The sequence below is a fragment of the Roseateles sp. GW821-FHT09B06 genome, from assembly GCF_059418245.1.
In genome coordinates this window covers 87,667-108,551 of the sequence record NZ_JBWKPM010000004.1, presented here as the reverse complement: position 1 = coordinate 108,551, position 20,885 = coordinate 87,667, and the positions used below count along the sequence as shown (strand labels likewise).

The following is a 20,885-nucleotide window of genomic DNA, read 5'->3' as shown; positions in this document are numbered from 1 at the left end:
GATGCCGGGAATCCGCCCCCTGCCCCTGAGCCTGTTGGGCGCGCTCTGGCTGGCGCTGCTGCTGCCGCCGACGCGGGCGATGCTGGAGCGCACGATGTCGGCCCACATGCTGGTGCATATCCCGGCCCTGATCCTGATCGGCTGGGCCGCGGCCGCCCGCCTGGCCGAGCGGCGCGCCGCGCTGCTGCCGGCGCTGCGCCCCTACCGCTGGGCGCTGCTGGCCAGCGCCTTCATCACGATAGGACTGTGGATGATCCCGCGCCTGCTGGACCTGGCCACCGAGAGCCTGCCCGCCGACCTGCTGAAGGCCCTCAGCCTGAGCCTCGCGGGCGGCGCGGCCCTGTGCTGCGGCTGGCGCAACACCGGTCCGGTGGTCCACGGGCTCATCCACGTGGAAGCGCTGGCCAGCCTCTGGCGCCTGGGCTGGATCTATCTGGAAAGCCCCGCCCGGCTGTGCACCAGCTACGGCCTGGCCGACCAGTACCGGCTGGGCAACGCCCTGCTCATCGCGGGCGGCTGCTACGCGGCCTGGATGGCCTGGCGGGCCCTGCTCGGCGCGCCGCCCCCGCTGGCCCTCAAGACAAGGTAGACGATGTACACCCACACGATTGACTATTTCGTGGGCTCCGCCGAGCGGCGCATCACGCAACTCCGCGACAACCCCTTGGGCTTCCTGGCCGGGGCCATGGCCGGTGGCGCCTACGTCGGCCTGGGCATCCTGCTGATCCTCAGCGTCGGGCAGCACCTGCCGCCCGAGTTCCAGAAACTGGGCATGGGCCTGACCTTCGCGATCGCGCTGATCCTGGTCACCATCGCCGGGGCCGAGCTGTTCACCGGCTATGCGATGTACATGAGCTTCGGCCACCTGGCCGGACGCGTGTCGCTGGGCGACGCTGCCGGCTCGATGCTGGCCTGCTGGCTGGGCAACCTGCTCGGCGCCTTGCTGGTGGCCGGCCTGTTCGCGCTGGGCGGCGCCAACGGTCTGTTCGATGTCTCGCACTCGGTGCTGTTCAAGATCGCCGACGCCAAGATGCAGGCCGGTCCGGTCGCCCTGCTGGCCAAGGCCGTGCTGTGCAATTGGCTGGTCTGTCTGGCGCTGTGGATGGCCGCGCGGGTGGACAGCGATGTCGCCCGATGCGTGGTGATCTTCTGGTGCCTGCTGGCCTTCATCACCAGCGGCTTCGAGCACAGCGTGGCCAATATGACCCTGCTGTCGCTGGCGGTCATCGGCCGTGCTGGCGACCCCGCCACGCTGGCATCCGCACTCCACAACCTGCTGTTCGTCACCGCCGGCAATCTGGTCGGGGGCGCCCTGCTGGTGGCCGGCGGCTACTGGGTGGCGGACCGGGGCGGCCGCGCGGCGCAGACCGCAGCGCAGACCGCGGTGCAGACAGCGGCGCAGCCGGCCGGCAAGCGGCCGCTGACCTCGCCATGAACGGCCGCCTGCAGCGTCGCCGCTTCGCGCTGGCCTCTGCCACCGCCCTGGCCGCCGCCCTGGCGGCCGGCCTGGTCGGCTGCCGGCCCGCCGCACCGAGCTTCCACGCCATGGACGTCAGCGGCGCGCCCTATGGCCGTGACTTTGCGCTGCGCGATCCGGACGGGCAGTTGCGCCGCCTGGCCGACTTCAAGGGCCGTGCCGTTCTGCTGATCTTCGGCTTCACCCAATGCCCGGACGTCTGCCCGACGGCGCTGGCCCGGGCCACGGCCGTGGGCGAGCTGCTGGGCCCGCTGGCGCAGCGGCTGCAGGTGATCTTCGTCACCGTCGACCCCGAGCGCGACACGCCCGAACTGCTGCGCCGCTACATTGCGGCCTTCCACCCCGACTTCCTCGGGCTGCACGCCGATGCCGACGGCACCGCCGAGCTGGCCAAGGAGTTCAAGCTGCACTACGCCAAGGTGCCGACCGGCGCCAGCTACACCATGGACCACTCCACGCTGAGCTATCTGTTCGATGCCGAGGGACGGTTGCGCCTGGCCGTGCGCCACGACCAGGGCGCGGCGGAACTGGCCCGCGACATCCGGGTCCTGCTCGAGGCCTGACGTCCTCTTGCCCACCTGCTTCCATACGAGACCCCGAACATGAAACCGAACGCCACGCTCGCCGCCCTCCTGCTGGGCGCCTCGCTGCTGGGCATGGCCCCGGCCCATGCCCAGGTCAGCATCAGCAACGCCTGGGTGCGCGCCACCGTGCCCCAGCAAAGGGCCACCGGCGCCTTCATGCAACTCAGCGCCGCCAAGGACACGCGCCTGGTCGCGGCCCGCTCGAGCGCCGTCCCGGTGGTCGAGCTTCACGAAATGGCCCTGCAGGACAACGTCATGCGGATGCGCCAGATCGCGGCCCTGGACCTCCCGGCCGAGCGGATCGTCACGCTCAAGCCGGGCGGCCATCACCTGATGCTGCTGGAGCTGCGGCAGGCGCTGCAGCCGGGCGACATCGTGCCCCTGACCCTGGTATTCGAGAACCAGGCGGGTCGACGCGAAACCGTCGAGGTGCGCGCCGAGGTACGTGCGCTCAATGCCGCAGCGGCCATGCCGGCCGCCTCCACGCACTGAGGGGTCGACACCCGGCCCGCCCCGCCGGACGCCCGCACCCTCCGGCCTTCCCAGGCCTCAGGCGCGGCGGGGAGCGGTCCGGGTCGTCAAGCGCCCCCGCGTGGCGGCAGGCATCAGCATCGGCTGACCGAAGCCGAGCAGGCCGGCCGCGACCGTGGGCGCGGAGATCGCGTCTTCGAGCGTCATCTTGTCGAGTTCCTGCATGAAGGCATCGACCGCTCGCGCGAGGCCGCGCTTGAGGTTGCAGGCTTGGTAGATCGCACAGTTGTGCGGCGTGCTGGCGTCGTGGCAGGCCACCACCGCGAAGTCCTTCTCCGCCATACGGACCACCTCGCCGATCGAGATCTCGGCGGGCTCCCGCGCAAGACGGGCACCGCCCGAGCGGCCGCGGAGGGTTTCGATGAAGCCCGTCTGCGCCAGCTCGTTGACGATCTTCATCAGGTGGTTGCGCGAGATGTCATAGGCCCGCGCCATCTCGTCGATCGTGGCCACCCCATCCTCCCGGTGCTTGACGGCAAGGTACATCATCACCCGCAGGGTGTAGTCCGTGTACATCGTCAGCCGCATAACAGGTCACCTTTCCAATACTTGCCCTAACTCTACTTCGTTCTCGGCCAATGGCCCCGATCCATCAGGCAACAATTGCCTGATATCGGGCACCATGATAACATTCATATTAAATACATGTTTAAGCATAGCTAGATGAGCGCCCGATCCCGGCAGCCGCTCACGCCGAAGGAATTGCGATGTCCGGAATCAGCCCTCCCGCCCCCCAAGCCGTCGACTGGCCGCTGCTGCGCCTCGGCTTCCGCCCCTTCTATCTGCTCGCGGCATGGGCCGGGGCGCTGCTGATGCCGCTGTGGCTGCTGGTGTACAGCGGCCGCCTGCTGCCCGCATCCGGTCTCGCGCCGGCACTGTGGCATGCGCATGAGATGCTGTTCGGCATGATGGCCGCCGTGATCGTGGGTTTCCTGTTCACGGCGGGCAAGACCTGGACCGGGCTGCCGACGCCACGCGGCGCGCACCTGGGCTTCTTCGCCCTGCTGTGGCTGGCGGCTCGCGTCGCGGCCCTGTGGGCGCCCTACCCGGCCTTCTTCTGCCTCGACCTGCTCTTCCTGCCGCTGGCGGCGACCGTGTTCGCCCATCTGTTGATGGAAGCGGGCAACCACCGCAATCTCGGCGTCGCGGCGATCCTCGGCCTGCTGGGCATCAGCAATCTCGCCTTCCATCTCGGAGCCAGCGGCGCGCTGGACATCGAGCCCGTTCGGGCACTGCACGCCGGCCTGACCCTGTTGGTGCTGCTGGAGACCGTTATCGCGGGCCGGGTGATCCCGATGTTCACCCGCAACGCGAACCCCGGCCTGGCCACGGGCGTTCCGGCCTGGCGCGAGCGTCTGCTGCTGCTGCTCACGCTGGGCGGGCTGGCGCTGTGGCTGACGGGTGGCGCAACGGCCGGCGCTGCCACGCTGCTCGGCGCCGCAGCGGCACTGCATGCCTGGCGCCTGGCGAGCTGGAAACCCGCGGCGACGCGCGGCCGCCCGATCCTCTGGGTGCTGCATCTGGCCTACGCATGGATCCCGATCGGACTCGCGCTGCTGGCACTGGCCCTGGCCCGCGGCCAGGCCGAGTCACCCGCCCTGCATGCGCTGGCCGTGGGGGCCAGCGCCGGGCTCATGCTCGCCATGATGACGCGCACCGCACGCGGCCACACCGGCCGCACGCTGCAGGCCTCGCGGGCCGAGGTCTGGTCCTATCGCCTGGTACTGCTGGCAGCGGCCCTGCGGGTCGCGGTCCCGCTGCTGCTTCCACGCTGGTACGGGCCGGGCCTGGTGCTGGCGGGTGCCCTGTTCGCCGCGGCCTTCCTTCTCTATCTGCTCGTCTACTCCTCATGGCTGATATCGCCCAGGGCGGATGGCTGCGACGATTGACGGATTCAGAAAATTCCATGCTTCTTACCCACTCTGCCAATCCCGCCGGCATCGGCTGGATCAAGGCCCTGCCCTGGCTGTGCCTGGGCGTCATCGTCGGGGTCTCGTTCGTGGCCCAGCCGGCCAAGTTCCTCACCCCGGGACTGAGCCTGGCTCAACTGGTGGCCGTCGGATCCACGCTCTTCCATGTGTCCCATGTCCTGCAGCTGCTGATGCTGCTCCTGCTCGCGACACTGCTTGCGCCGCGCAGCACCGGCCCGGCCCGGACTTGGGCCTGTCTGGCGCTGTTCGGCGCCATCCTGGCGGCGCAGGAGCTGGCGCTGATGCCGCCGCTGGACGCTCGTCTGGCGCTGCTGCTGGCGGGCGACAAGCCGCCGGGCTCGGCGCATCACGCCGCCTATGTCGCCCTGGAGCTGCTGAAGATCGGCGCCCTGCTCGCGCTGGCACGGCAAGGACAAGGCCCGGCCCCCACCCACGCGCACCGCGCGCCCCTGATTCCCACCGGAGGTTCCCTGTGAGCACCATTGCGATCCTGTTGTCGGCCTTCGTGCTGTCGGTCGTCGGGCTGTTTGTCTTCATCTGGACACAGCGGCGCGGCCTTTTCGACCACAGCCCCAAGGCCGCCGAGGTGATCTTCGCGCCGGGCGAGGTCGGCATCGTCGAGGACCCGGCCGGCACCACCGAGACGCTGGCCAAGCTGCAGTCCGTGAGCCCTTCGCAAGCCGCCCCGGCCCACTCGCAGGAGCTGGTCGACCGCGCCCGCGCCGACGCCTCCACCGGCCCGCTGGTGTTCTTCTTCCTGTGCTGCGCCTTTGCCTGGCTGCTGGTGGCTTCGGCCGCGGGGCTGACCGCCTCGATCAAGCTGCACGAGCCGGACTGGCTGGTCAACCAGGCCTGGCTGACATTCGGCCGCATCCGCACCATCCACCTCAACGCCGTGGCCTACGGCTGGGCGCCGATGGCCGGCCTGGGCATCGCGCTGTTCGTGATCCCTCGCCTGCTCAAGACCGAGCTGGTCGGCGCGCGCTACGCCTTCCTGGGCGCGGCGCTCTGGAATGCCGCGCTGATCGCCGGCCTGGGCGCCGTCGCCGCCGGCCTTGGTGACGGGCTGGAATGGCTGGAGGTGCCCTGGCAGGTGGACATCCTGTTCGTGGCCGGCGGGGCCCTGATCGGCGTGCCCCTGGTGCTGACCCTGCTGAACCGCAAGGTCGAGCATCTCTACGTCTCGGTCTGGTACATGGGTTGCGCCCTGTTCTGGTTCCCGGTGCTCTTCCTGGTGGCCAACATCCCCGGCCTGCACAAGGGCGTGCAGGAGGCGGCCATGAACTGGTGGTTCGCCCACAACGTGCTCGGCCTGTTCTACACGCCGCTGGCCCTGGCCTCGGTCTACTACTTCCTGCCCAAGATCATCGGCCGGCCGGTGCAGAGCTACAACCTCTCGCTGCTGGGCTTCTGGGGCCTGGCCTTCTTCTACGGCCAGGTCGGCGGCCACCACCTGATCGGCGGGCCGGTGCCGGGCTGGATGGTCACGCTGTCGATCGTGCAGAGCATGATGATGATCATCCCGGTGATCGCCTTCACGGTGAACATGCACGGCACGCTCAAGGGCAAGCTGGCCGCGCTGCGCTACTCGCCCACGCTGCGCTTCATCGGCTTCGGCGGGCTGATGTACACGCTCAGCTCGATCCAGGGCGCCTTCGAGGCCCTGCGCAGCCTCAACGCGGTGGTGCACTTCACCCACCACACGGTGGGCCACGCCCACCTGGGCCTGTACGGCTTCGTCACGATGGTGTTCTTCGGCGCGATCTACTTCGTCGTGCCCCGCGTGTCGGGCCGCGAGTGGCCCTCGCCCCGGATGATCTCCGCGCACTTCTGGCTCGCCTCGATCGGCATCACCATCTACTTCCTCAGCCTGAACCATGGCGGCTGGCTGCAGGGCAAGGCGATGCTGGACGCCGCGCGCCCCTTCATGGACTCGGTCACGCTGACCCTGCCCTATCTGAAGGCGCGCAGCATCGGCGGCGCCCTGATGGTGCTGGGCCACCTCGTCTTCGTCATCCACTTCGTGCAGCTGCTGGCGGGCAGATCGTCGGGGCGCAACCAGCCCACGCTGCTGAAAGCCATCTGAGCCCCCTGGAGCCATCAATGCATAACGAGACCAAGCTCATAGCCGGAGGCATGGTGATGCTCGGCATCGCCACCAGCGCGCTCGTCGTCATTCCCTACATGACGGTGCGCGACGTCAAGCCCACCGAGGGGCTGAAGCCCTACACCAGCGTCGAGCTGCGCGGGCGCCAGCAGTACATCGCCAACGGCTGCGTCTACTGCCATTCGCAGCAGCCCCGCGCCAAAGGCTTCGCGCCCGACTTCGAGCGCGGCTGGGGCCGCGCCAGCGTGGCCGGCGACTATGCCTACGACTCGCCGCATCTGCTGGGCAGCATGCGCACCGGACCGGACCTGCTGAACATCGGCGCGCGCCAGCCCAGCGAGCAGTGGCATCTGGGCCACCTGTATCAGCCGCGCGCCTACGTTCCGGGCAGCGTGATGCCCAGCTATCCCTATCTCTTCGAGCTCAAGGACAAGGCCGACACCGGCGATGTCGAAGTCCAGCTGCCGCCGGGCTTCGCGCCCGGGGGGCGCAAGGTGATCGCCCGCCAGGAAGCGCTGGATCTGGTGGCCTACCTCAAGTCCCTGAACCGTACCCAGCCCGTGCTGCCCGCACCGCCCGAGGCCGCCGCCTCCGCGAGCGCCGGCAAGTCCTAACACCTCAAGGAGCCCTCAGTGAACGACCCCGACATCCTGCCGCAGCAGGAGCGCGAGAATCCCGAGCCGCAGGAGAAGACCAACCCCATGCCCTGGTACCTGGTCGCCCTGACCGGGGCATTGATGGCGTTCGGGGTGGTGTACATCTCCCAGGCCGACATCGAGACGCCGAGCAGCTGGGGCGACGGCCGCCAAGCGGCCGAGCTAGCCGGCCAACGCAAGACGGGCGGCGCCAAGATCGACGGCGCGGCCATCTATGCCTCGCTGTGCGTCGCCTGCCATCAGGCCAATGGTCAGGGTCTGCCCGGCGTATTTCCGCCGCTGGCCGGGTCCGAGTGGGTCATGGGCAAGGACGGCACCGCCGCCGCCATCCTGCTGCATGGCGTCACCGGGCCGCTGACGGTCAAGGGCGGCGGCTACAACGGCGCCATGCCGGCCTTCAAGGAACAACTCGACGACGCGCAGGTCGCGGCCGTGCTGAGCCATATCCGCTCGCAGTGGGGCAACGCCGCCCCCGAAGTCAGCGCCGAGACGGTCGCCAAGACGCGCGTCGAGCATGAGGCTCGAACCTCGCCCTTTGCCGGCGACAAGGAACTGCCACCCCATGACTGAGATGACTGAGATGCGCGCGAAATCGATCCTCCATGCCTTGCAACGCTATGGCGACATCCTGTTCGGAACCATCATGGCCCTGGCGCTGTACAGCGCCGCCTATCTGACCTTCTCCGCAGCCTGAAGCCGACGCGACGCAGCCGCATCCGTCCCACCGACAGAGAGTAAGCCCACGATGGCCATGTCCGACCGCCCCACTCCCATCGCCCTGGATCGCAGCGGCATGCACCGCCTGGTTCATGCGTTCTACCGCGACATTCGCCGCGACCCGGCGCTGGGTCCCGTCTTCGAGGCGACGATCGGCGATCACTGGAGCGAACATCTGGACCGCATGGTGGAGTTCTGGAGCACGGTGATGCTGGGGACGCGCAGCTTCAAGGGCAATGTCTACGGCAAGCATGTGGCGCTGGCCGAGACCGCGCATGTCGAACCGGCTCACTTCCTGCGCTGGATCACGCTGTGGCACAAGCACACCGCCGCGCTGTTCGATGCCGAGGTGGCCGCCGAGTTGCAGCAGACCGCCCATGGCATCGGCCGCAATCTGTTCTTTGGGTTCTTCCAGGAGTTCGCCCATTTCGTGATCAAGGACGGCGAGGCGGTCGACTACATCGCCGTCTGACCCTGCCCGACAGCCATGGCCCGCCAAGACATCCCCGCCGATCGCGCGCCGTCCCAGCGCCTGTATCCCACGCTGTTCGCCTGCGCCCTGCTGGTCGGTGCCCTGGTCGCCGTGACGGAGCGGCTGACCCAGGGCTTCGAGGCCTGGACCTACGAGGCAATACGCCGCCAGGCCGCGGCCCAGGGCACGCTGCGGGCCCCGCCCCTGGCCCTGCGTGATGCCGGGGGGCGGCCGCTGGATCTGTTCGTCCCGCCTTCGTCGGCCTTGGCATCGGCCTCGGCGTCGACCTATCTGGTCGACTTCATCTACACCCGCTGCCCCAGCGTATGCCAGGCGCTCGGCAACGAGTATTACCGCATGCAGGAGGCGCTACGCAGCAGCGGTGCGGCGGTGCGCCTGCTCTCGGTGTCCATCGATCCACGGCATGACGATCAGGCCGCCCTGGCGGCCCACGGACAGCTGCATCGTGCGGATCCTGCCCTGTGGACCTTGAGCACGCCGCGCGATGAGGCGGCCGGGCATGCGGCGCTGCGCGATCTGGGCGTGGTGGCGATCCCGGACGGCTTCGGCGGCTACGTCCACAATGGCAGCATCCATCTGATCGACGCCACCGGTCGCGTGCATCGGATTTTCGACTACGACCAATGGCAGCTCGCACTGGCCGCCGCAGAGCGCTTGGCCGGCTCGCGGCACGCTGGGGAGCGGCCGTGATGGTCCACGCGCGTGCGCTGCTGGCGCTGTCGCCGCTGGCTTGGCTGCTGGCGCCACCGCTGCGCCATCTGGTCGAGGCCAGCATGAGCCTGCATATGCTGCTGCAGTTCCCCCTGCTGCTCGCGGCCGGCTGGGCGGCGGCCGCCTGGCTGCCGCGCCGGCTCGCGACCTGGCTGGCCCGTGCGGACGCACTGGGCCTGAGCACCGCCACCCTGGCAAGCTGCGTGGCGGCCTTCTGGATGATTCCGGCAGCCCTGGATCTGGCGGTGCTGGAGCCGCGGGTCGCGCTGCTGAAATACCTCAGCTGGCTGCTGGCCGGGCTGGCGCTGGCCCAGGGCTGGCCACGCCTGAACGGGGTGACCGCCGCCTTCTTCCTGGGCAACGCGACCTGGATGCTGCTCACCGCCGGACTGCTGTACCGCGATGCCGAAGCGAGACTGTGCGTCAGCTACCTGTTCGACGAGCAGACGCTCAGCGGCAATGGCCTGATGGCCTGGGGCATGGTCCTTGGCGGACTGGCGTTGCTGAGGCTGCGCCTGACCTTGCGGCACGGCGATCCGGATGTCGCACCGGAGCCGGGCGGCCGACCCGGCGCGGCAAGGGAAAGCAGCGCTCGGCCCGCGCCATCTCAGCCCGCGCCATGCGCGAGCAAATCGCTCAGGTGCTCACCGAGCCAACCGCAAAAGCGCGACCGATCGGAGGCTTCGTCCAGTTCGCACTGAGTCAGGATGTCCATGTCCAGCCCGAAGCGCTCCCGGATTTCCGCCGCCCCCGGCCCACGCATATCCCGCAGCCAGGCGGCCACCTCGGTGGCGGCAAAGTCGGCGTAGCGCGCCCGAAGCGCCTCGCACGCGCTGCGTCCCCTCCCCGCCGCATGGCCGCGCCGGCACCGCAGATAGGTCTCGACCGACTCGTGCAGCAGCGCGCCCAGGGAGTTCAGCGCGGTGTCGGACAGATGCTTGTCCATGCGCTTACAGGCCGGCCGGCGCGCCCAGCGTCGTGCCCGCGCGCGCGGCGCCGCCCGGGCGCCCGGCCCGCCCACCGCCGGCCAGCACCATCTGACAGACATGCTCCAGCCGCTCGACATGCTCGAAGGCGTCCCAGGGGTCTCGCCCGATCGCGACCACGCCATGGCGATCCAGTCCGACGATATGTGGCACGCCCAAGGCCAGGGGCTGGAAGGCCCGCGCCGTCGCCACCGCCAGCTCCTCGCTGGTGGCGGCCAGCGCGGGCACGTCCGGCCCGACGCGGGTGTAGCGCGACACCTCGGGGAAAGCGGCGCAGACCTCGGCCAGCGGCAGGCCCGCATACATCGCCGCCACCGCGTAGGTGGCATGCACATGCAGGATCGTTCCCCTGCCTCCTGGCAGTTGCGCCCGGACCAGCCGATGCAGCGCCAGTTCACCGGAAGCGCGCAGCAGCGCGCCGGCCGGCGCCATCGGCTCATCCGCGCTCGCTCGGGCCTCGACAAAGTCGGCCGCCATCAGCCGGTGCTTGCGCGCACCGCTCGGAGAAATCCAGAACGCCTGGCCTGCGCCGGCATGAACGGACACATTGCCGTCGCGGGTGCTGATCCAGCGGCGTTCATAACAGGCGCGCAGCACCGCGCAGGCCTCATCGAGCGGATTCAGCGTGGCATTCGTATTCATGACCTTCCTTGCGACATGGGGGTTTGCGGATCTTAAAGATGCATTTTGCATGCATCTTATTATGGCGACAACAAAGAACTTGCGGCGCAGGGGCCATGGGGGCCATGCCTGGCCCGACATCGAGAGCACATCCGCAATGAAACGACATGCAAATCTGATCCCGCTGTCCAGGGACCATCACGGAGCCCTGGTCTTGGCGCGGTGGGCCCGCGCCGCCGCCGCCGATGAGGCGATCCCGCGCGCGGAAATTCAGGCTCGGATTGCACAGGCCTGCCGGCAGCTGCTGCCCCATTTCCTGCAAGAGGAGGCCGAACTGCTGCCCCTGATGATGGCCTGGGGCCTGCAGGACGAGGCCCGGCGATTGCTGCGCGACCATGCCGACATCCGGGCCCTGCTGGACCGGGCGGTGAGCCGCGACTCGCTGGAGCAGCTTGGATCCCTGCTGGCCAATCACACCCAGTGGGAAGAGCGCGTACTTTTCGAGACCCTGCAGCAGCGATGGCGCGCGCAGCCGCCCCTATGAACGTTGCGTGCTGCGCGGTATTCGCGGCATGGTGCGCATCATCATCATCACGGTGCCGTAGCGGCAAGAACCCCGCCACCGGCGAGACCCTGGAAATCGCAGCCAGGACGGTGCCCAAGTTCACGGCTGGCAAGGTCCTCAAGGACGTCGTGAACACCAAGCAAGGCAGGCCTGCCGCCGGCCAAGGGCGCCGTCAGCGCGACGGACGCCTCTTTTTCCTCGCCCGCCTCAGCGGCTGCGCGGCGGTCCGTCGAACCAGGGCAGCAGCGCCTTCGCCGCCTCGATGCGCAGGCCCAGCGCCACCGCCTCATCGTTCATGACCTTGAGCAGGAAGCTCCTGGGATCCTGGCTCGTGCCGGACGGTGCCGGGCCCGCGGTCGCCGGACCGGCGTCGGTGCCGGCCGTGCGGGCCGGCCCCAGCCGTTCCAGGAGCGCCTGAAAGTCGGCGCGCTTGATGCTTGCAAGTCCTGCCAGCAGGTCCGACTGGCCCTCGGCGCTTGGCGGCGTGTCGAGCCAGGGCTCGTCGGCGAACACCGGCGCGAGATCCGGGGCCACGAACGCCGACCAATGGCCGCCATGCGTCTGCAGGGGCGGTAAGGCATCGCCGGCACGCATCATGCCAACGCGCTCGATCGCGATGTCGCTCAGATAGCGTCGCCGCAGCGCTTCGAGAAAGGCCAGGGCTTGCGCCCTTGGCACCGGCTCGGCGAGCGAGAACCAGAGCTGAAAGCCGTCAAGGCCGGAAACCGCGATGGCGGGCGCGGGCAGATCCAGATCGACCTGCACCCCTCGCCACATTTTCGAGAGTGCGCTCCAGTCGGCGGGCCGGGACAGCGCCAGCACCGCCGCCCTCACCTGCCCGTCGGCGTCGCTCAGACCCGGCGCGTCGGAAGCGCTGTCCCTGCCCTCTGGCCGGTGCGGGAGATAGAGGCGGTGCAACTCGGACTGCAGTCTGTTCATGCGGGATCAAAAGGGAAGGCGAATCGAGCAGCGCGACTCTACTCGACCCGCGCATCAGCCCCTCCTCCCAGGCGCTGCCGAAGCGGTCCGGCCCGAGGATCCCACTCGTGGCGGCGCGCCGGCACGCTCAGGGAATCAGCACCAGCGAGCCCGCCTTGCGACGCTCGGCGATGTCGATATGGGCCTGCGCCGCGTCCTTGAGCGCATAGCGCGTCGTCCGGACCGCACCGAACAGGCCGCGCCGGTAGGCATCGAAGACCGCCGCCGTGGCCTCGCCGAGGCGCCCCTGCAGGTGCTTGGCCATCGGCCCACCGACCATGCGGATCCGGCGCCGGGCGAGTTCGCCCTGGTCGAACTCCGGCGCTCCGGAGGCGGCGCCGATCGAGACGATGGTCCCGCCCTCACGCACCGCGGCCAGCGTGGCCGCGAACGTGGCCTTGCCGACGAACTCGTAGACCACGTCGACGCCCTGCGGCGCCAGGCGCTTCAACTGCTCCACGAGGTCGGGCGCATCCGAGGGCAGCACATGGTCGATCACCGCGGCCAGCGCCGCACGCTTGTCCGGCGAGCCCGCCGTGCCGATCACGACGGCACCGCGCGCCTTGGCCCAGCGCGCCAGCAGATTGCCCACGCCGCTGGACGCGCCCTGCACCAGCATGGTCTGCCCGGCCTGGAGTTGGTGGTAGCCGTTCAGCCCGGCCCAGGCCGTCAGGCCCTTGGTCAGCACCGCGGCCACCTGCTCGGCCGACAGGTCGTCGGGCACCGGAATCAAATGCTCGGCCCCGATCAGGCGCTGCTGCGTATAGCTGCCAGGCGCGAGATAGTAGGCCATGCGTTGCCCGACCGCGATGCCGGCAACGCCGGCCCCCAGCGCCTCGACGATGCCCGCGCCCTCGACGCCGGGCACCGAGGGCAGCGGCACCGGAAAGGCGCCCTGGCGGAACAGCGTGTCGATGAAGTTCACGCCGATGGCCTCATGGCGCAGGCGCACCTGGCCCGCGCCGGGTTCGGCAAGCGCGCCGAGGGCATCGTCCTCGACCTGGAGGACCGAGGGGGCGCCGTACCGATGAAAGCGAATGGTGGTGTTCATGATGATGATCTTGAGAAATGCTCGGGTTTCAGATGACGGACGGCAGACCGCCGTCGACCAGCAGCACGATGCAGCCGGCCTCGATGGCGATGGCCCGGCCGATGCCGCTGGCCGCGCCGGTGACGACGACGACCCTGCCCTGCAGGATGTTGGTATTCAGGCCGGCCCCTGGCTTAGCGCGGCAGCGCGTTCAGCTGCTGCAGCACCGAGTACAGATTGGCCACGCCCCAATGCTCGGTGATCTTGCCGTTCTGCACGCGCATCGCATCCACCGTCTCGAAACGGATGGCCTTGCCGGTGGGCGCCAGGCCCAGGAAGTCGCCTTGATGCGTGCCGTGATAGGTCTTGTAGGTCGTTACCACGTCGCCGTCGGCGCGCTGCCAGTGGATGACGGCATGGAAATCCGGGAAGGCCTCGCGCAGCTTGCGGTACAGGCCCAGCGCGCCGGCCTTGTCCGGCGTGCAGTTGGGCTGCGGCGTGTGGTCGAGGAAATCGTCGGCGAACAGTTCGTCGAACAAGGCCCAGTTGCCGCCGCCCTGCACCTCGGCGGTGTTGCGGCGGATGACGGCCTTGGCGGTGTTAGCGGCCTCTGCGGCCGCGCTGAGATTGAGTTGAGTCATCGGTTTCTCTCCTTGCGCAAACCCGGCGTTTGCATGGCTCGAAGAGTAGGGACGGCTCATCTATCCGAGAAGCCTCTTTGTTCAGATGGAATCCATCTACTTCGCAGATGGATCGGCCGGCGGCCGCTGCAGCCGGGCTATGAACCAGCGCCCGGCCGGCCCGGGCGGCGCGTCGTTCCGGTAGACCGCATACATCGCGATGCCCGGGGTGGCCGGCTGGTGAATCTCCAGACGAAGGCGCACCAGCTGCCCGGCAGCCAGATCGGCCTGCACCATCGCCAGCGGCATATGGCCCCAGCCGAAGCCGGCCTTGAGGAAGGAATGCTTGGCGCCCAGATCGGCCAGACGCCAGATCTGGGCCGAGAGCACGCCGTAGTTGCGCCCGGCGCTGAGCGTGGTCCGGTCGGTCAACACCAGCTGCACATGGCGCTCCAGTTCGCCCGCGCGGACCGGGCCCTGCTGCCGCGCCAGCGGATGGCTCGGCGCCACCACGGTCACCATCGGAACCTCGGCCAGCGGCTCCGCGTGCAGCCCATCGGGCACCACCGGCAGGGAACCGATCACGCCGATGCGGCAGGCACCGTCCAGCACCGGCTGCACCACGGCGCCCAGCGCCTCGACATACAGGCGCAGCGGCGTGGTCGGGAAGGCCTGGCGGAAGGCCCCCACGGCGTCGGTCAGCGAGGCCATCGGATACATCACGTCGATGGCCACCGACAGCTCGGGCTCCAGGCCTTCGGACAGGGTGCGCGCCCGCGCCTTGAAGGCATCCATGCCGTTCACCACGGTCTTGGCCTCGCCCAGCAGGGCCTTGCCCTGCTCGGTCAGCACCGGGTAGCGCGCGCTGCGGTCGAACAGGCTCACCCGCAGCCGCGCCTCCAGATTGGCCATGGTCTGGCTGACCACCGACTGGGCCCGGCGCAGCTTGCGCCCCGCCGCCGAAAAACTCCCCTCCTCGGCCGCCGCGATGAAGGTCCGCAGCTGATCCATGGACACGCCGTCGAGCATCTATCGCTCCTGAAGATGGAATCCATCGAAACATATAGGCTTCTCAGCTGAGTGTCCAGTTTCTAAGCTTCGGTCCAACGCATTAGACGAAGCCACCCGATGTCCACCATCTCCCAAACCTCGCAGGCGAGGCCGAGCTCGGATCGACACCTCACCCATGTCCCCGGGGCTGGCCTCGACCAGGGCCTGCATTCCAGCCCCCCGCGCGCCATTGCTGTCCGTGCCCGCGGCCGCCGCCAGGGCCCCGTGACCCGGATCTTCGGTCCCGGCGACCTGGGCACCCTGGTCAAGCCCTTTGTGTTCCTGGACTACTTCGACTTCCAGGCCATGGGCAGCCCGATGTTCCCGATGCATCCGCACTCGGGCATCGCCACCACCACGGTACTGCTGTCCGGGCGCATGCGCTACGAAGACACGACCGGCGCCACCGGCGTGCTGGATGCCGGCAGCGTCGAATGGATGCGCGCCGGGCGTGGCGTGTGGCATGACGGCGCGCCGCTCGGCGCCGGACGCTTTCGCGGCTATCAGCTATGGGTCGCCCTTCCGGAAACGATGGAGAACGCTGCGGCCCAGAGCCAGTACCTGCAGCCCGAAGCGGTGCCGCAGTTAGGCCCGGCGCGTCTGATCCTCGGCCGCCATGCCGGCGCGCACAGCGAGGTGGCGGCCCCCGAAGGTCTGCTGCTGCTGCATGTCCAACTCCGCGCCGGCGAACGCTGGCGGCTGACGCCCCCACCCGGCTACAGCATCGGTTGGCTCCATGTGTCCCGGGGGGCTTTGCACCTGGGTGGCGCGCGCCTCGAGAACGAGCTCGCCGTGCTGAACGACAGCGATGCCGTGATCGAGGTGCTGGCCGAAGGCGCGACCGAGTTCATCGTCGGCACCGCGGTCAAGCATCCCCACAAGCTGGTGCTCGGCCGCTACTCCGTCCACACCAGCCACGCCGCGCTGCAGCGCGGCGAACAAGAAATTGCTCGGCTCGGCGAGCAACTCCGTGCCAGCGGCCGTGTGCGCTGAAGACACGCGGAAAGACCGAGACCCTGCGTTCAAAACCTGTTCGAACCTCATCCATTGACTACCTTGAAGGAACTCATCATGAAAACCACCACGACCTCGGCCCCCGCCTCGACCTCGGTGCTGCCGCTGATCGGCCGCCTCCTGCTCGCCACCATCTTCCTGGTCAGCGCCTTCGGCAAGCTGGCCGCCCCGGCCGGCACGATCGGCTACATCGCCTCCGTGGGCCTGCCGGCCCCCACGCTGGCCTTCGTGGCCGCGCTGGTGGCCGAACTGGGCGGCGGCGTGCTGCTGGTGCTGGGCTATCGCACCCGCCTGGTGGCCGCCGCCCTGGCCCTGTTCTCGGTGGCCTCGGCCCTGTTCTTCCACAACGCGCTGGGCGACCAGAACCAGCTGTTCCACTTCCTGAAGAACCTGGCCATGGCCGGCGGCCTGCTGCAGTTCGTGGCCTTCGGTGCCGGCACTTTCAGCCTGGACCAGCGCCGCGGTCGGGCCAACGGCACGCTGAGCGCCGCCCACTGAGCGGCTTCTGCCAATTATCAGCAAAGGGACAAAGGGGCCGCGGTTCGCCGCGGCCCCTTGGCTCATTCCCGCAAGTCTTCCGCGCGTTGTCGATCCGGTTCATCAGCATCCTGCGCGGCGCATTCGGAACGATCGGAAGCCTCTAGATCTTTGATATTCAAGGCATTTTCCGCTGACGGGCGCTTGACCCGAGGCCCTGGGCCCGCCTTCCCGCCCGGCTCCGCCGCGCGCGCCCCGCTGGGGCCAGGTCTTGCCAATCTCACCACGATTGCCGGGCCCGGGGCCGGCGCGGACCGGCCGACGCACAACTGCACTCGCGTCAATGCGGGGTCTTGGCATAGACTGGCCACTCAGGGGGTTAAAAAGAATGCTGCACGAGCCACGGGTTGGCGCGTCCGCTTCCATCTGGCAACCTCACGGGCCGCGCGGCCGCTGACGCGCGCCAATGCCAGATGGACGAGCGCCTCTTTCATACGTCGCTGGTCTGCCGTGTCCACACGCGGCTGTGCGCATTGCCGCTGCTCCATGTGCTGGAGACGCTGCGCCCGCTGCCGATCGAACCCCTGATCGATGCCCCGGCCCATGTGTCGGGCCTGACCCGTATCCGCGGTCAGTCTCTGCCCGTGGTCGACCTGGCCGGCCTGCTGGGCATGACGGGCGTGACGCCGCGCCGCTTTGTCACCGTGAGCGTCGGCCGGCGCCGCGCCGCGCTGGCCGTCGGCGAGGTGCTGGGCCTGCGCGAGCTGCCGCAGCAGGACACCGAACCCCTGCCACCGCTGCTGCGCGAAGCGGCGAATGAGCCGATCCAGGCGATCGCGCGGCTCGATGCCGAGTTGCTGATGGTGCTGAACGGCGCGCGCCTGTTGCCGGCACAGGATTTCGCATGAGGCTTGCGGAAGCGCCATCGCCGGTGCAGCGCCTGCAGGCCGTGATCGCTGCGCGGCTGGGCCTGCGCTTCGAGCCGCGCCAGCAATCCTGGCTGGCCGAGCTGCTGGCACGCCGCTCGGGGGCTGGCGGCGATGCGACCGAGCGCTATCTCGCCCGGCTGGAGCAGGCGCCGACCAATGCCGAGCTTGCAACGCTGGCGAGCGAACTGACCGTCGGCGAAACCTATTTCTTCCGCCATGGCGAGCAGTTCCAGGCGCTGCGCCTGACCGTGCTGCCGGCCCTGATCGCCGCGCGCCGGCCGCAGCGGCGGCTGCGCGTGCTGTCGGCCGGTTGCGCCAGCGGCGAGGAAGCCTATTCCCTGGCGATCTGCCTGCAGGCTCAGCTGGGGCTGGAGCGCAGCCCCTGGGACTGGCAGGTGCAGGCCTTCGATCTCAATCCCGAGGCGCTGGCCCGCGCCGCCGCGGCCCGTTACGGTGCCTGGAGCTTGCGCGAGCTGCCCGAGGCGCTGTGCGAGCCCTGGTTCGAGGCGCAGGGCGACGAGGTTGGCGTCAGCGCCGCGGCGCGGCGCGGCGTGCGCTTCGAGCAGCGCAATCTCTGCGCAGACGACCCGGCGTTCTGGCAGCCCGGCGCCTTCGACATCGTGTTCTGCCGCAATGTACTGATGTACCTGACGCCCGAGGCGATGCGGGCCGCGCTGGCCCGCATCGCCGGGGCACTGGCGCCGGGCGGTTACCTGTTCCTTGGCCACGCCGAATCGCTGCGCGAGCTGGACCGGCAGTTCGATCTGCGCCAGGCCGAAGGCTGCTTCTATTACCAGCGCCGCGCCGTGACGCCAACAACGCCAGCGCCCGCACCAGCACCGGCGCCGACAATCGCGCCGGTCCCGGCCGCGGCCCGGCCCGACATCGCCGGCCTGCCTCCCCAGGCCAGGGAGCTGCACCACGCGCCCTTGCTGGAGCTGCTGCGGCGCGAGCGTCATGACGCAGCCCTGGTCCTGGCCACCAGCCTCAGCACCATGGCACCGCAAGACCCGACCCTGCTGCTCCCGCAGGCCGTGCTGCTGGCCCAGCAAGGGCGGCTGGACGCCGCCGAACGCGCCTGCGAGCGGCTGCTGGCCCTGCGGCCCGGCCCGGCGCAGCAAGCCGCCACCCACTATGTGCAGGCGCTGTGCCTGGAAGCGCGCGATGACACCGCCGGCGCCGAGTTGCGCTATCGGCAGGCCATTCGCCTGGATCCATGCTTTGCGATGCCAAGGCTGCGCCTGGGCCTGCTGGCGCGACGCCGCGGCCAGCTCGCGCAGACGCGTGAAGAGCTCGCCCAGGCGGCCCGGCTGCTGCGCGAGGAAGACGAGCAGCACCTGCTGCTGTTCGGCGGCGGCTTCGGCCGCGCGGCCCTGCTGGCGCTGTGCGAGGACGAGCACAGGGGGGCGGCGGTTTGAGCACCGGCGACGCGCTGCAGGAGCGGATCGCGCAATGGCGCGAAGCCTTCGATCAAGCCTTTGCCGAGCCCTTGCCGGAGCCCGGACCGCCGCCGATCGACTACCTCGGCCTGAGCCTGGCCGGCCAGCCTCATGCGCTGCGTCTGGCCGAGCTGGCAAGCCTGCAGGCGCTGGACGACCCTCCGCTGCCCTATCCCGGCGCGCCGCCGCAGCTGCTGGGCCTGATCGCGCTGCGCGGCGCGGTGCTGCCCCTGTACGACCTGCAGGCCCTGCTGGGTCTGGGGCCCGCGCAGCGGCCGGCCTGGCTGGTGCAGCCCAGGAACGCCGCGCTGGCGCTGGCGTTCGAACATTTCGACGGTCATTGGCGCCTGCCGCCCGGCGCCTGCGTGCTCTCGCCCCAGGGTCAGGTGCTGCGCTGCGCGGAGCAGCAGCGTGCGCTGATCGATCTGCGCCGGCTCATCGCCCGGCTCGAACCACCCGCCACCGCCTAGCAGTCCGGACATAGAAAGGGAACCGACGATGTGGACCTTTGGACGAAAGATCGCGCTGGGCTTTGCCCTTTCCTTCGTGCTGCTGCTGGCGGTGGGTGGCCTGTCCTACCGCGGTGTGGAGACGCTGGCCGCCAACAGCTACCGCGTCACCCAGACCCATGTCACGCTGGACCAGATCAACGGTCTGCTCAGCACGCTGAAGGATGCCGAAACGGGGCAGCGCGGCTTTCTGCTGAACGGCAACGAAAGCTATCTTGACTCCTACCAGTCCGCCCTGCTGGAGATTCCGCAGATACAGGCCGAGCTGCGCCGCATCTGGGCGAACAACCCGGCCCAGCTGAAGCGACTCGCCACCGTGGAAAGCCTGGTCGACGCGCAGCTGCGGGTGCACAAGGAGCGCATCGAGCTGCGCCGCCAGCCCGGCAGCGACGAGGCGATACAACGCCTCCTCAAGCTCGGCGAGGGCAAGCGCCTGATGGACGAGTTGCGCCGCCTGCTGGGCCAGCTCGAGGACGAGGAGCGCGCCCAGCTCAAGCAGCGCGCCGACGAAGTGGAAGCGGCCACCGGCGGGGTGCGCCAGGCCATCGTCTTGGGCACGCTGCTGAGCCTGGTGTTCGTCTGTGCGGCCGGCTACCTGCTGACGCGGGCGCTGGGCACCCAGATCGGTTCGGCGGTGCGCCATGTGCAGCGCAGCTCCGCCGAGCTGCAGGCGGCCGCCAACCAGCAGGCCGCCGGCGCGCGCGAATCGTCCACCGCGATGAACGAGATCACGACCACGATCACCGAGCTGCTGGTCAGTTCGCGCCAGATCGCCGACAGCGCGCAGCGCGTGGTCGGCATCGCCGAGCAGACGGCCGTCGCGGCGCGGCATGGCGAGGGCACGCTGCAGGCGGCCCACCAGTCGATGGCGGGCATGCGCGACCAGATCGACATGGTGGTCGACCACATGCTGGACCTGGGCCGCAAGTCGCAGCAGATCGGCGCGGTGCTGGACATCGTCGGCGAGCTGGCCGAGCAGACCAACATCCTGGCGATCAACGCGACGATCGAGGCCACCGTGGCCGGCGACGCCGGCAAGCGCTTCGGCGTGATCGCCGACGAGATCCGCAAGCTGGCCGACCGCATGGCGGCCTCGACCAAGGAGATCCGCACCCAGATCGACGATGTGCGCAGCGCCGTCAACAGCACGGTGATGGCCACCGAGACCGGCTCCAAGGCCGTGGAAGCCGGTGCCCGTCATTTCGGCGAGGTGAGCATCGCGATCGGCCAGATCGCCGGCATGGTGGGCAACACCACCGAGGCGGCGCGCGAGATCGAACTCTCCACCAAGCAGCAGACCACCGCGGTGGAGCAGGTCAATATCGCGATCGCCAACACCGCGCAGGCCTCGCGCGAGACCGAGGCCAGCTCCGGCCAGACCCTGCAGACCGCCTCGCAGCTGGCCGGCATGTCGCGCGAGCTGCTGCGCCTGGTGCAGCCGCAGGCCGCCGGCTGAGCGC

The 20,885-nt window shown here is 69.4% G+C and carries 28 protein-coding genes; 21 read left to right on the top strand and 7 right to left on the bottom strand.

Features of this window, described 5'->3' with window-relative positions:
* Position 1 precedes the first annotated feature (1 nt).
* The 4 genes from AC07OQ_RS05225 to AC07OQ_RS05210 are packed head-to-tail and all read left to right on the top strand — an operon-like array spanning position 2 to position 2,553.
* Positions 2-589 carry a hypothetical protein gene (locus tag AC07OQ_RS05225; RefSeq protein ID WP_495052037.1) on the top strand — a complete coding sequence of 196 codons (588 nt, stop codon included), beginning with the start codon at positions 2-4 and terminating at the stop codon, positions 587-589.
* Positions 590-592: 3 nt separating this feature from the next.
* Positions 593-1,435: a formate/nitrite transporter family protein gene (locus AC07OQ_RS05220; protein ID WP_495052036.1), complete on the top strand. Its 843-nt coding sequence runs from the start codon at positions 593-595 to the stop codon at positions 1,433-1,435.
* On the top strand, positions 1,432-2,040 hold the full coding sequence (locus AC07OQ_RS05215) for an SCO family protein (RefSeq protein ID WP_495052035.1): 609 nt from the start codon (positions 1,432-1,434) through the stop codon (positions 2,038-2,040). Before AC07OQ_RS05220 ends, AC07OQ_RS05215 begins: the two co-directional genes overlap by 4 nt.
* Before the next feature lie 39 nt (positions 2,041-2,079).
* A complete protein-coding gene (locus AC07OQ_RS05210; RefSeq protein ID WP_495052034.1) occupies positions 2,080-2,553 on the top strand; it encodes a copper chaperone PCu(A)C in 474 nt (157 codons plus the stop codon).
* Positions 2,554-2,610: 57 nt separating this feature from the next.
* On the opposite strand, the gene AC07OQ_RS05205 is transcribed toward AC07OQ_RS05210, so the two are convergent.
* Positions 2,611-3,120 carry an RrF2 family transcriptional regulator gene (locus tag AC07OQ_RS05205; protein WP_495052033.1) on the bottom strand — a complete coding sequence of 170 codons (510 nt, stop codon included), beginning with the start codon at positions 3,118-3,120 and terminating at the stop codon, positions 2,611-2,613.
* A 179-nt stretch (positions 3,121-3,299) separates the two neighbouring features.
* On the opposite strand from AC07OQ_RS05205, the gene AC07OQ_RS05200 reads away from it, so the two are divergent.
* From AC07OQ_RS05200 to AC07OQ_RS05160, 9 genes are read left to right on the top strand one after another with little or no spacing between them, the layout of a single operon-like run.
* Entirely contained in the window at positions 3,300-4,481 is a 1,182-nt protein-coding gene (locus AC07OQ_RS05200; RefSeq protein ID WP_495052032.1) for an NnrS family protein, read from the top strand.
* Positions 4,482-4,498: 17 nt separating this feature from the next.
* Complete coding sequence (locus AC07OQ_RS05195) at positions 4,499-4,999, top strand: hypothetical protein (protein WP_495052031.1); 501 nt, start codon at positions 4,499-4,501, stop codon at positions 4,997-4,999.
* Positions 4,996-6,609 carry a cbb3-type cytochrome c oxidase subunit I gene (locus AC07OQ_RS05190; RefSeq protein ID WP_495052030.1) on the top strand — a complete coding sequence of 538 codons (1,614 nt, stop codon included), beginning with the start codon at positions 4,996-4,998 and terminating at the stop codon, positions 6,607-6,609. The genes AC07OQ_RS05195 and AC07OQ_RS05190 overlap by 4 nt, the downstream gene beginning before the upstream one ends.
* Positions 6,610-6,626: 17 nt before the next feature.
* Positions 6,627-7,244 (top strand): cbb3-type cytochrome c oxidase subunit II, encoded by a 618-nt coding sequence (locus AC07OQ_RS05185; protein WP_495052029.1) that lies wholly within the window; start codon positions 6,627-6,629, stop codon positions 7,242-7,244.
* An 18-nt stretch (positions 7,245-7,262) separates the two neighbouring features.
* Positions 7,263-7,856 (top strand): c-type cytochrome, encoded by a 594-nt coding sequence (locus AC07OQ_RS05180; protein WP_495052028.1) that lies wholly within the window; start codon positions 7,263-7,265, stop codon positions 7,854-7,856.
* Entirely contained in the window at positions 7,849-7,980 is a 132-nt protein-coding gene (locus AC07OQ_RS05175; protein ID WP_495052027.1) for a hypothetical protein, read from the top strand. Before AC07OQ_RS05180 ends, AC07OQ_RS05175 begins: the two co-directional genes overlap by 8 nt.
* 57 nt (positions 7,981-8,037) lie before the next feature.
* A complete protein-coding gene (locus AC07OQ_RS05170; protein ID WP_495052026.1) occupies positions 8,038-8,475 on the top strand; it encodes a group III truncated hemoglobin in 438 nt (145 codons plus the stop codon).
* A 15-nt stretch (positions 8,476-8,490) separates the two neighbouring features.
* Positions 8,491-9,186 carry an SCO family protein gene (locus AC07OQ_RS05165; protein ID WP_495052025.1) on the top strand — a complete coding sequence of 232 codons (696 nt, stop codon included), beginning with the start codon at positions 8,491-8,493 and terminating at the stop codon, positions 9,184-9,186.
* Positions 9,186-9,908 (top strand): hypothetical protein, encoded by a 723-nt coding sequence (locus AC07OQ_RS05160; RefSeq protein WP_495052024.1) that lies wholly within the window; start codon positions 9,186-9,188, stop codon positions 9,906-9,908. The genes AC07OQ_RS05165 and AC07OQ_RS05160 overlap by 1 nt, the downstream gene beginning before the upstream one ends.
* Here the strand turns inward: AC07OQ_RS05160 and AC07OQ_RS05155 are convergent.
* Together AC07OQ_RS05155 and AC07OQ_RS05150 are read right to left on the bottom strand one after the other, a co-directional pair.
* A complete protein-coding gene (locus tag AC07OQ_RS05155; RefSeq protein ID WP_495052023.1) occupies positions 9,815-10,153 on the bottom strand; it encodes a hypothetical protein in 339 nt (112 codons plus the stop codon). The two genes, AC07OQ_RS05160 and AC07OQ_RS05155, sit on opposite strands and share 94 nt — an antisense overlap.
* Positions 10,154-10,157: 4 nt before the next feature.
* Positions 10,158-10,835: a class II aldolase/adducin family protein gene (locus AC07OQ_RS05150; RefSeq protein WP_495052022.1), complete on the bottom strand. Its 678-nt coding sequence runs from the start codon at positions 10,833-10,835 to the stop codon at positions 10,158-10,160.
* A gap of 136 nt (positions 10,836-10,971) precedes the next feature.
* Between AC07OQ_RS05150 and AC07OQ_RS05145 the strand changes: the two genes are divergently transcribed.
* Positions 10,972-11,358, top strand: coding sequence for a hemerythrin domain-containing protein (locus AC07OQ_RS05145; RefSeq protein WP_495052021.1), 387 nt, complete (start codon positions 10,972-10,974; stop codon positions 11,356-11,358).
* Positions 11,334-11,678: an HU family DNA-binding protein gene (locus AC07OQ_RS05140; protein ID WP_495052020.1), complete on the top strand. Its 345-nt coding sequence runs from the start codon at positions 11,334-11,336 to the stop codon at positions 11,676-11,678. Before AC07OQ_RS05145 ends, AC07OQ_RS05140 begins: the two co-directional genes overlap by 25 nt.
* On the opposite strand, the gene AC07OQ_RS05135 is transcribed toward AC07OQ_RS05140, so the two are convergent.
* From AC07OQ_RS05135 to AC07OQ_RS05120, 4 genes are all read right to left on the bottom strand, one after another.
* Entirely contained in the window at positions 11,587-12,318 is a 732-nt protein-coding gene (locus AC07OQ_RS05135) for a hypothetical protein (RefSeq protein ID WP_495052019.1), read from the bottom strand. The genes AC07OQ_RS05140 and AC07OQ_RS05135 overlap by 92 nt on opposite strands.
* A gap of 127 nt (positions 12,319-12,445) precedes the next feature.
* Complete coding sequence (locus AC07OQ_RS05130) at positions 12,446-13,408, bottom strand: quinone oxidoreductase family protein (RefSeq protein ID WP_495052018.1); 963 nt, start codon at positions 13,406-13,408, stop codon at positions 12,446-12,448.
* A gap of 173 nt (positions 13,409-13,581) precedes the next feature.
* On the bottom strand, positions 13,582-14,028 hold the full coding sequence (locus AC07OQ_RS05125) for an ester cyclase (RefSeq protein ID WP_495052017.1): 447 nt from the start codon (positions 14,026-14,028) through the stop codon (positions 13,582-13,584).
* Between the two features lie 96 nt (positions 14,029-14,124).
* Positions 14,125-15,036 carry a LysR family transcriptional regulator gene (locus AC07OQ_RS05120; protein WP_495052016.1) on the bottom strand — a complete coding sequence of 304 codons (912 nt, stop codon included), beginning with the start codon at positions 15,034-15,036 and terminating at the stop codon, positions 14,125-14,127.
* Positions 15,037-15,282: 246 nt separating this feature from the next.
* Here AC07OQ_RS05120 and AC07OQ_RS05115 point away from each other — a divergent pair, with 246 nt between their 5' ends.
* The 6 genes from AC07OQ_RS05115 to AC07OQ_RS05090 all read left to right on the top strand — a co-directional run bounded on the left by AC07OQ_RS05115 (position 15,283) and on the right by AC07OQ_RS05090 (position 20,881).
* Positions 15,283-16,050 carry a pirin family protein gene (locus AC07OQ_RS05115; RefSeq protein WP_495052015.1) on the top strand — a complete coding sequence of 256 codons (768 nt, stop codon included), beginning with the start codon at positions 15,283-15,285 and terminating at the stop codon, positions 16,048-16,050.
* Positions 16,051-16,128: 78 nt separating this feature from the next.
* The gene (locus AC07OQ_RS05110) at positions 16,129-16,569 is read left to right on the top strand and encodes a DoxX family protein (protein WP_495052014.1); all 441 of its coding nucleotides are present in this window, start codon (positions 16,129-16,131) and stop codon (positions 16,567-16,569) included.
* A gap of 452 nt (positions 16,570-17,021) precedes the next feature.
* The gene (locus tag AC07OQ_RS05105; protein WP_495052013.1) at positions 17,022-17,456 is read left to right on the top strand and encodes a chemotaxis protein CheW; all 435 of its coding nucleotides are present in this window, start codon (positions 17,022-17,024) and stop codon (positions 17,454-17,456) included.
* Positions 17,453-18,895: a CheR family methyltransferase gene (locus AC07OQ_RS05100; protein WP_495052012.1), complete on the top strand. Its 1,443-nt coding sequence runs from the start codon at positions 17,453-17,455 to the stop codon at positions 18,893-18,895. Before AC07OQ_RS05105 ends, AC07OQ_RS05100 begins: the two co-directional genes overlap by 4 nt.
* The gene (locus AC07OQ_RS05095; RefSeq protein WP_495052011.1) at positions 18,892-19,386 is read left to right on the top strand and encodes a chemotaxis protein CheW; all 495 of its coding nucleotides are present in this window, start codon (positions 18,892-18,894) and stop codon (positions 19,384-19,386) included. The genes AC07OQ_RS05100 and AC07OQ_RS05095 overlap by 4 nt, the downstream gene beginning before the upstream one ends.
* A 28-nt stretch (positions 19,387-19,414) precedes the next feature.
* Entirely contained in the window at positions 19,415-20,881 is a 1,467-nt protein-coding gene (locus tag AC07OQ_RS05090) for a CHASE3 domain-containing protein (protein WP_495052010.1), read from the top strand.
* Positions 20,882-20,885: the final 4 nt, after the last annotated feature.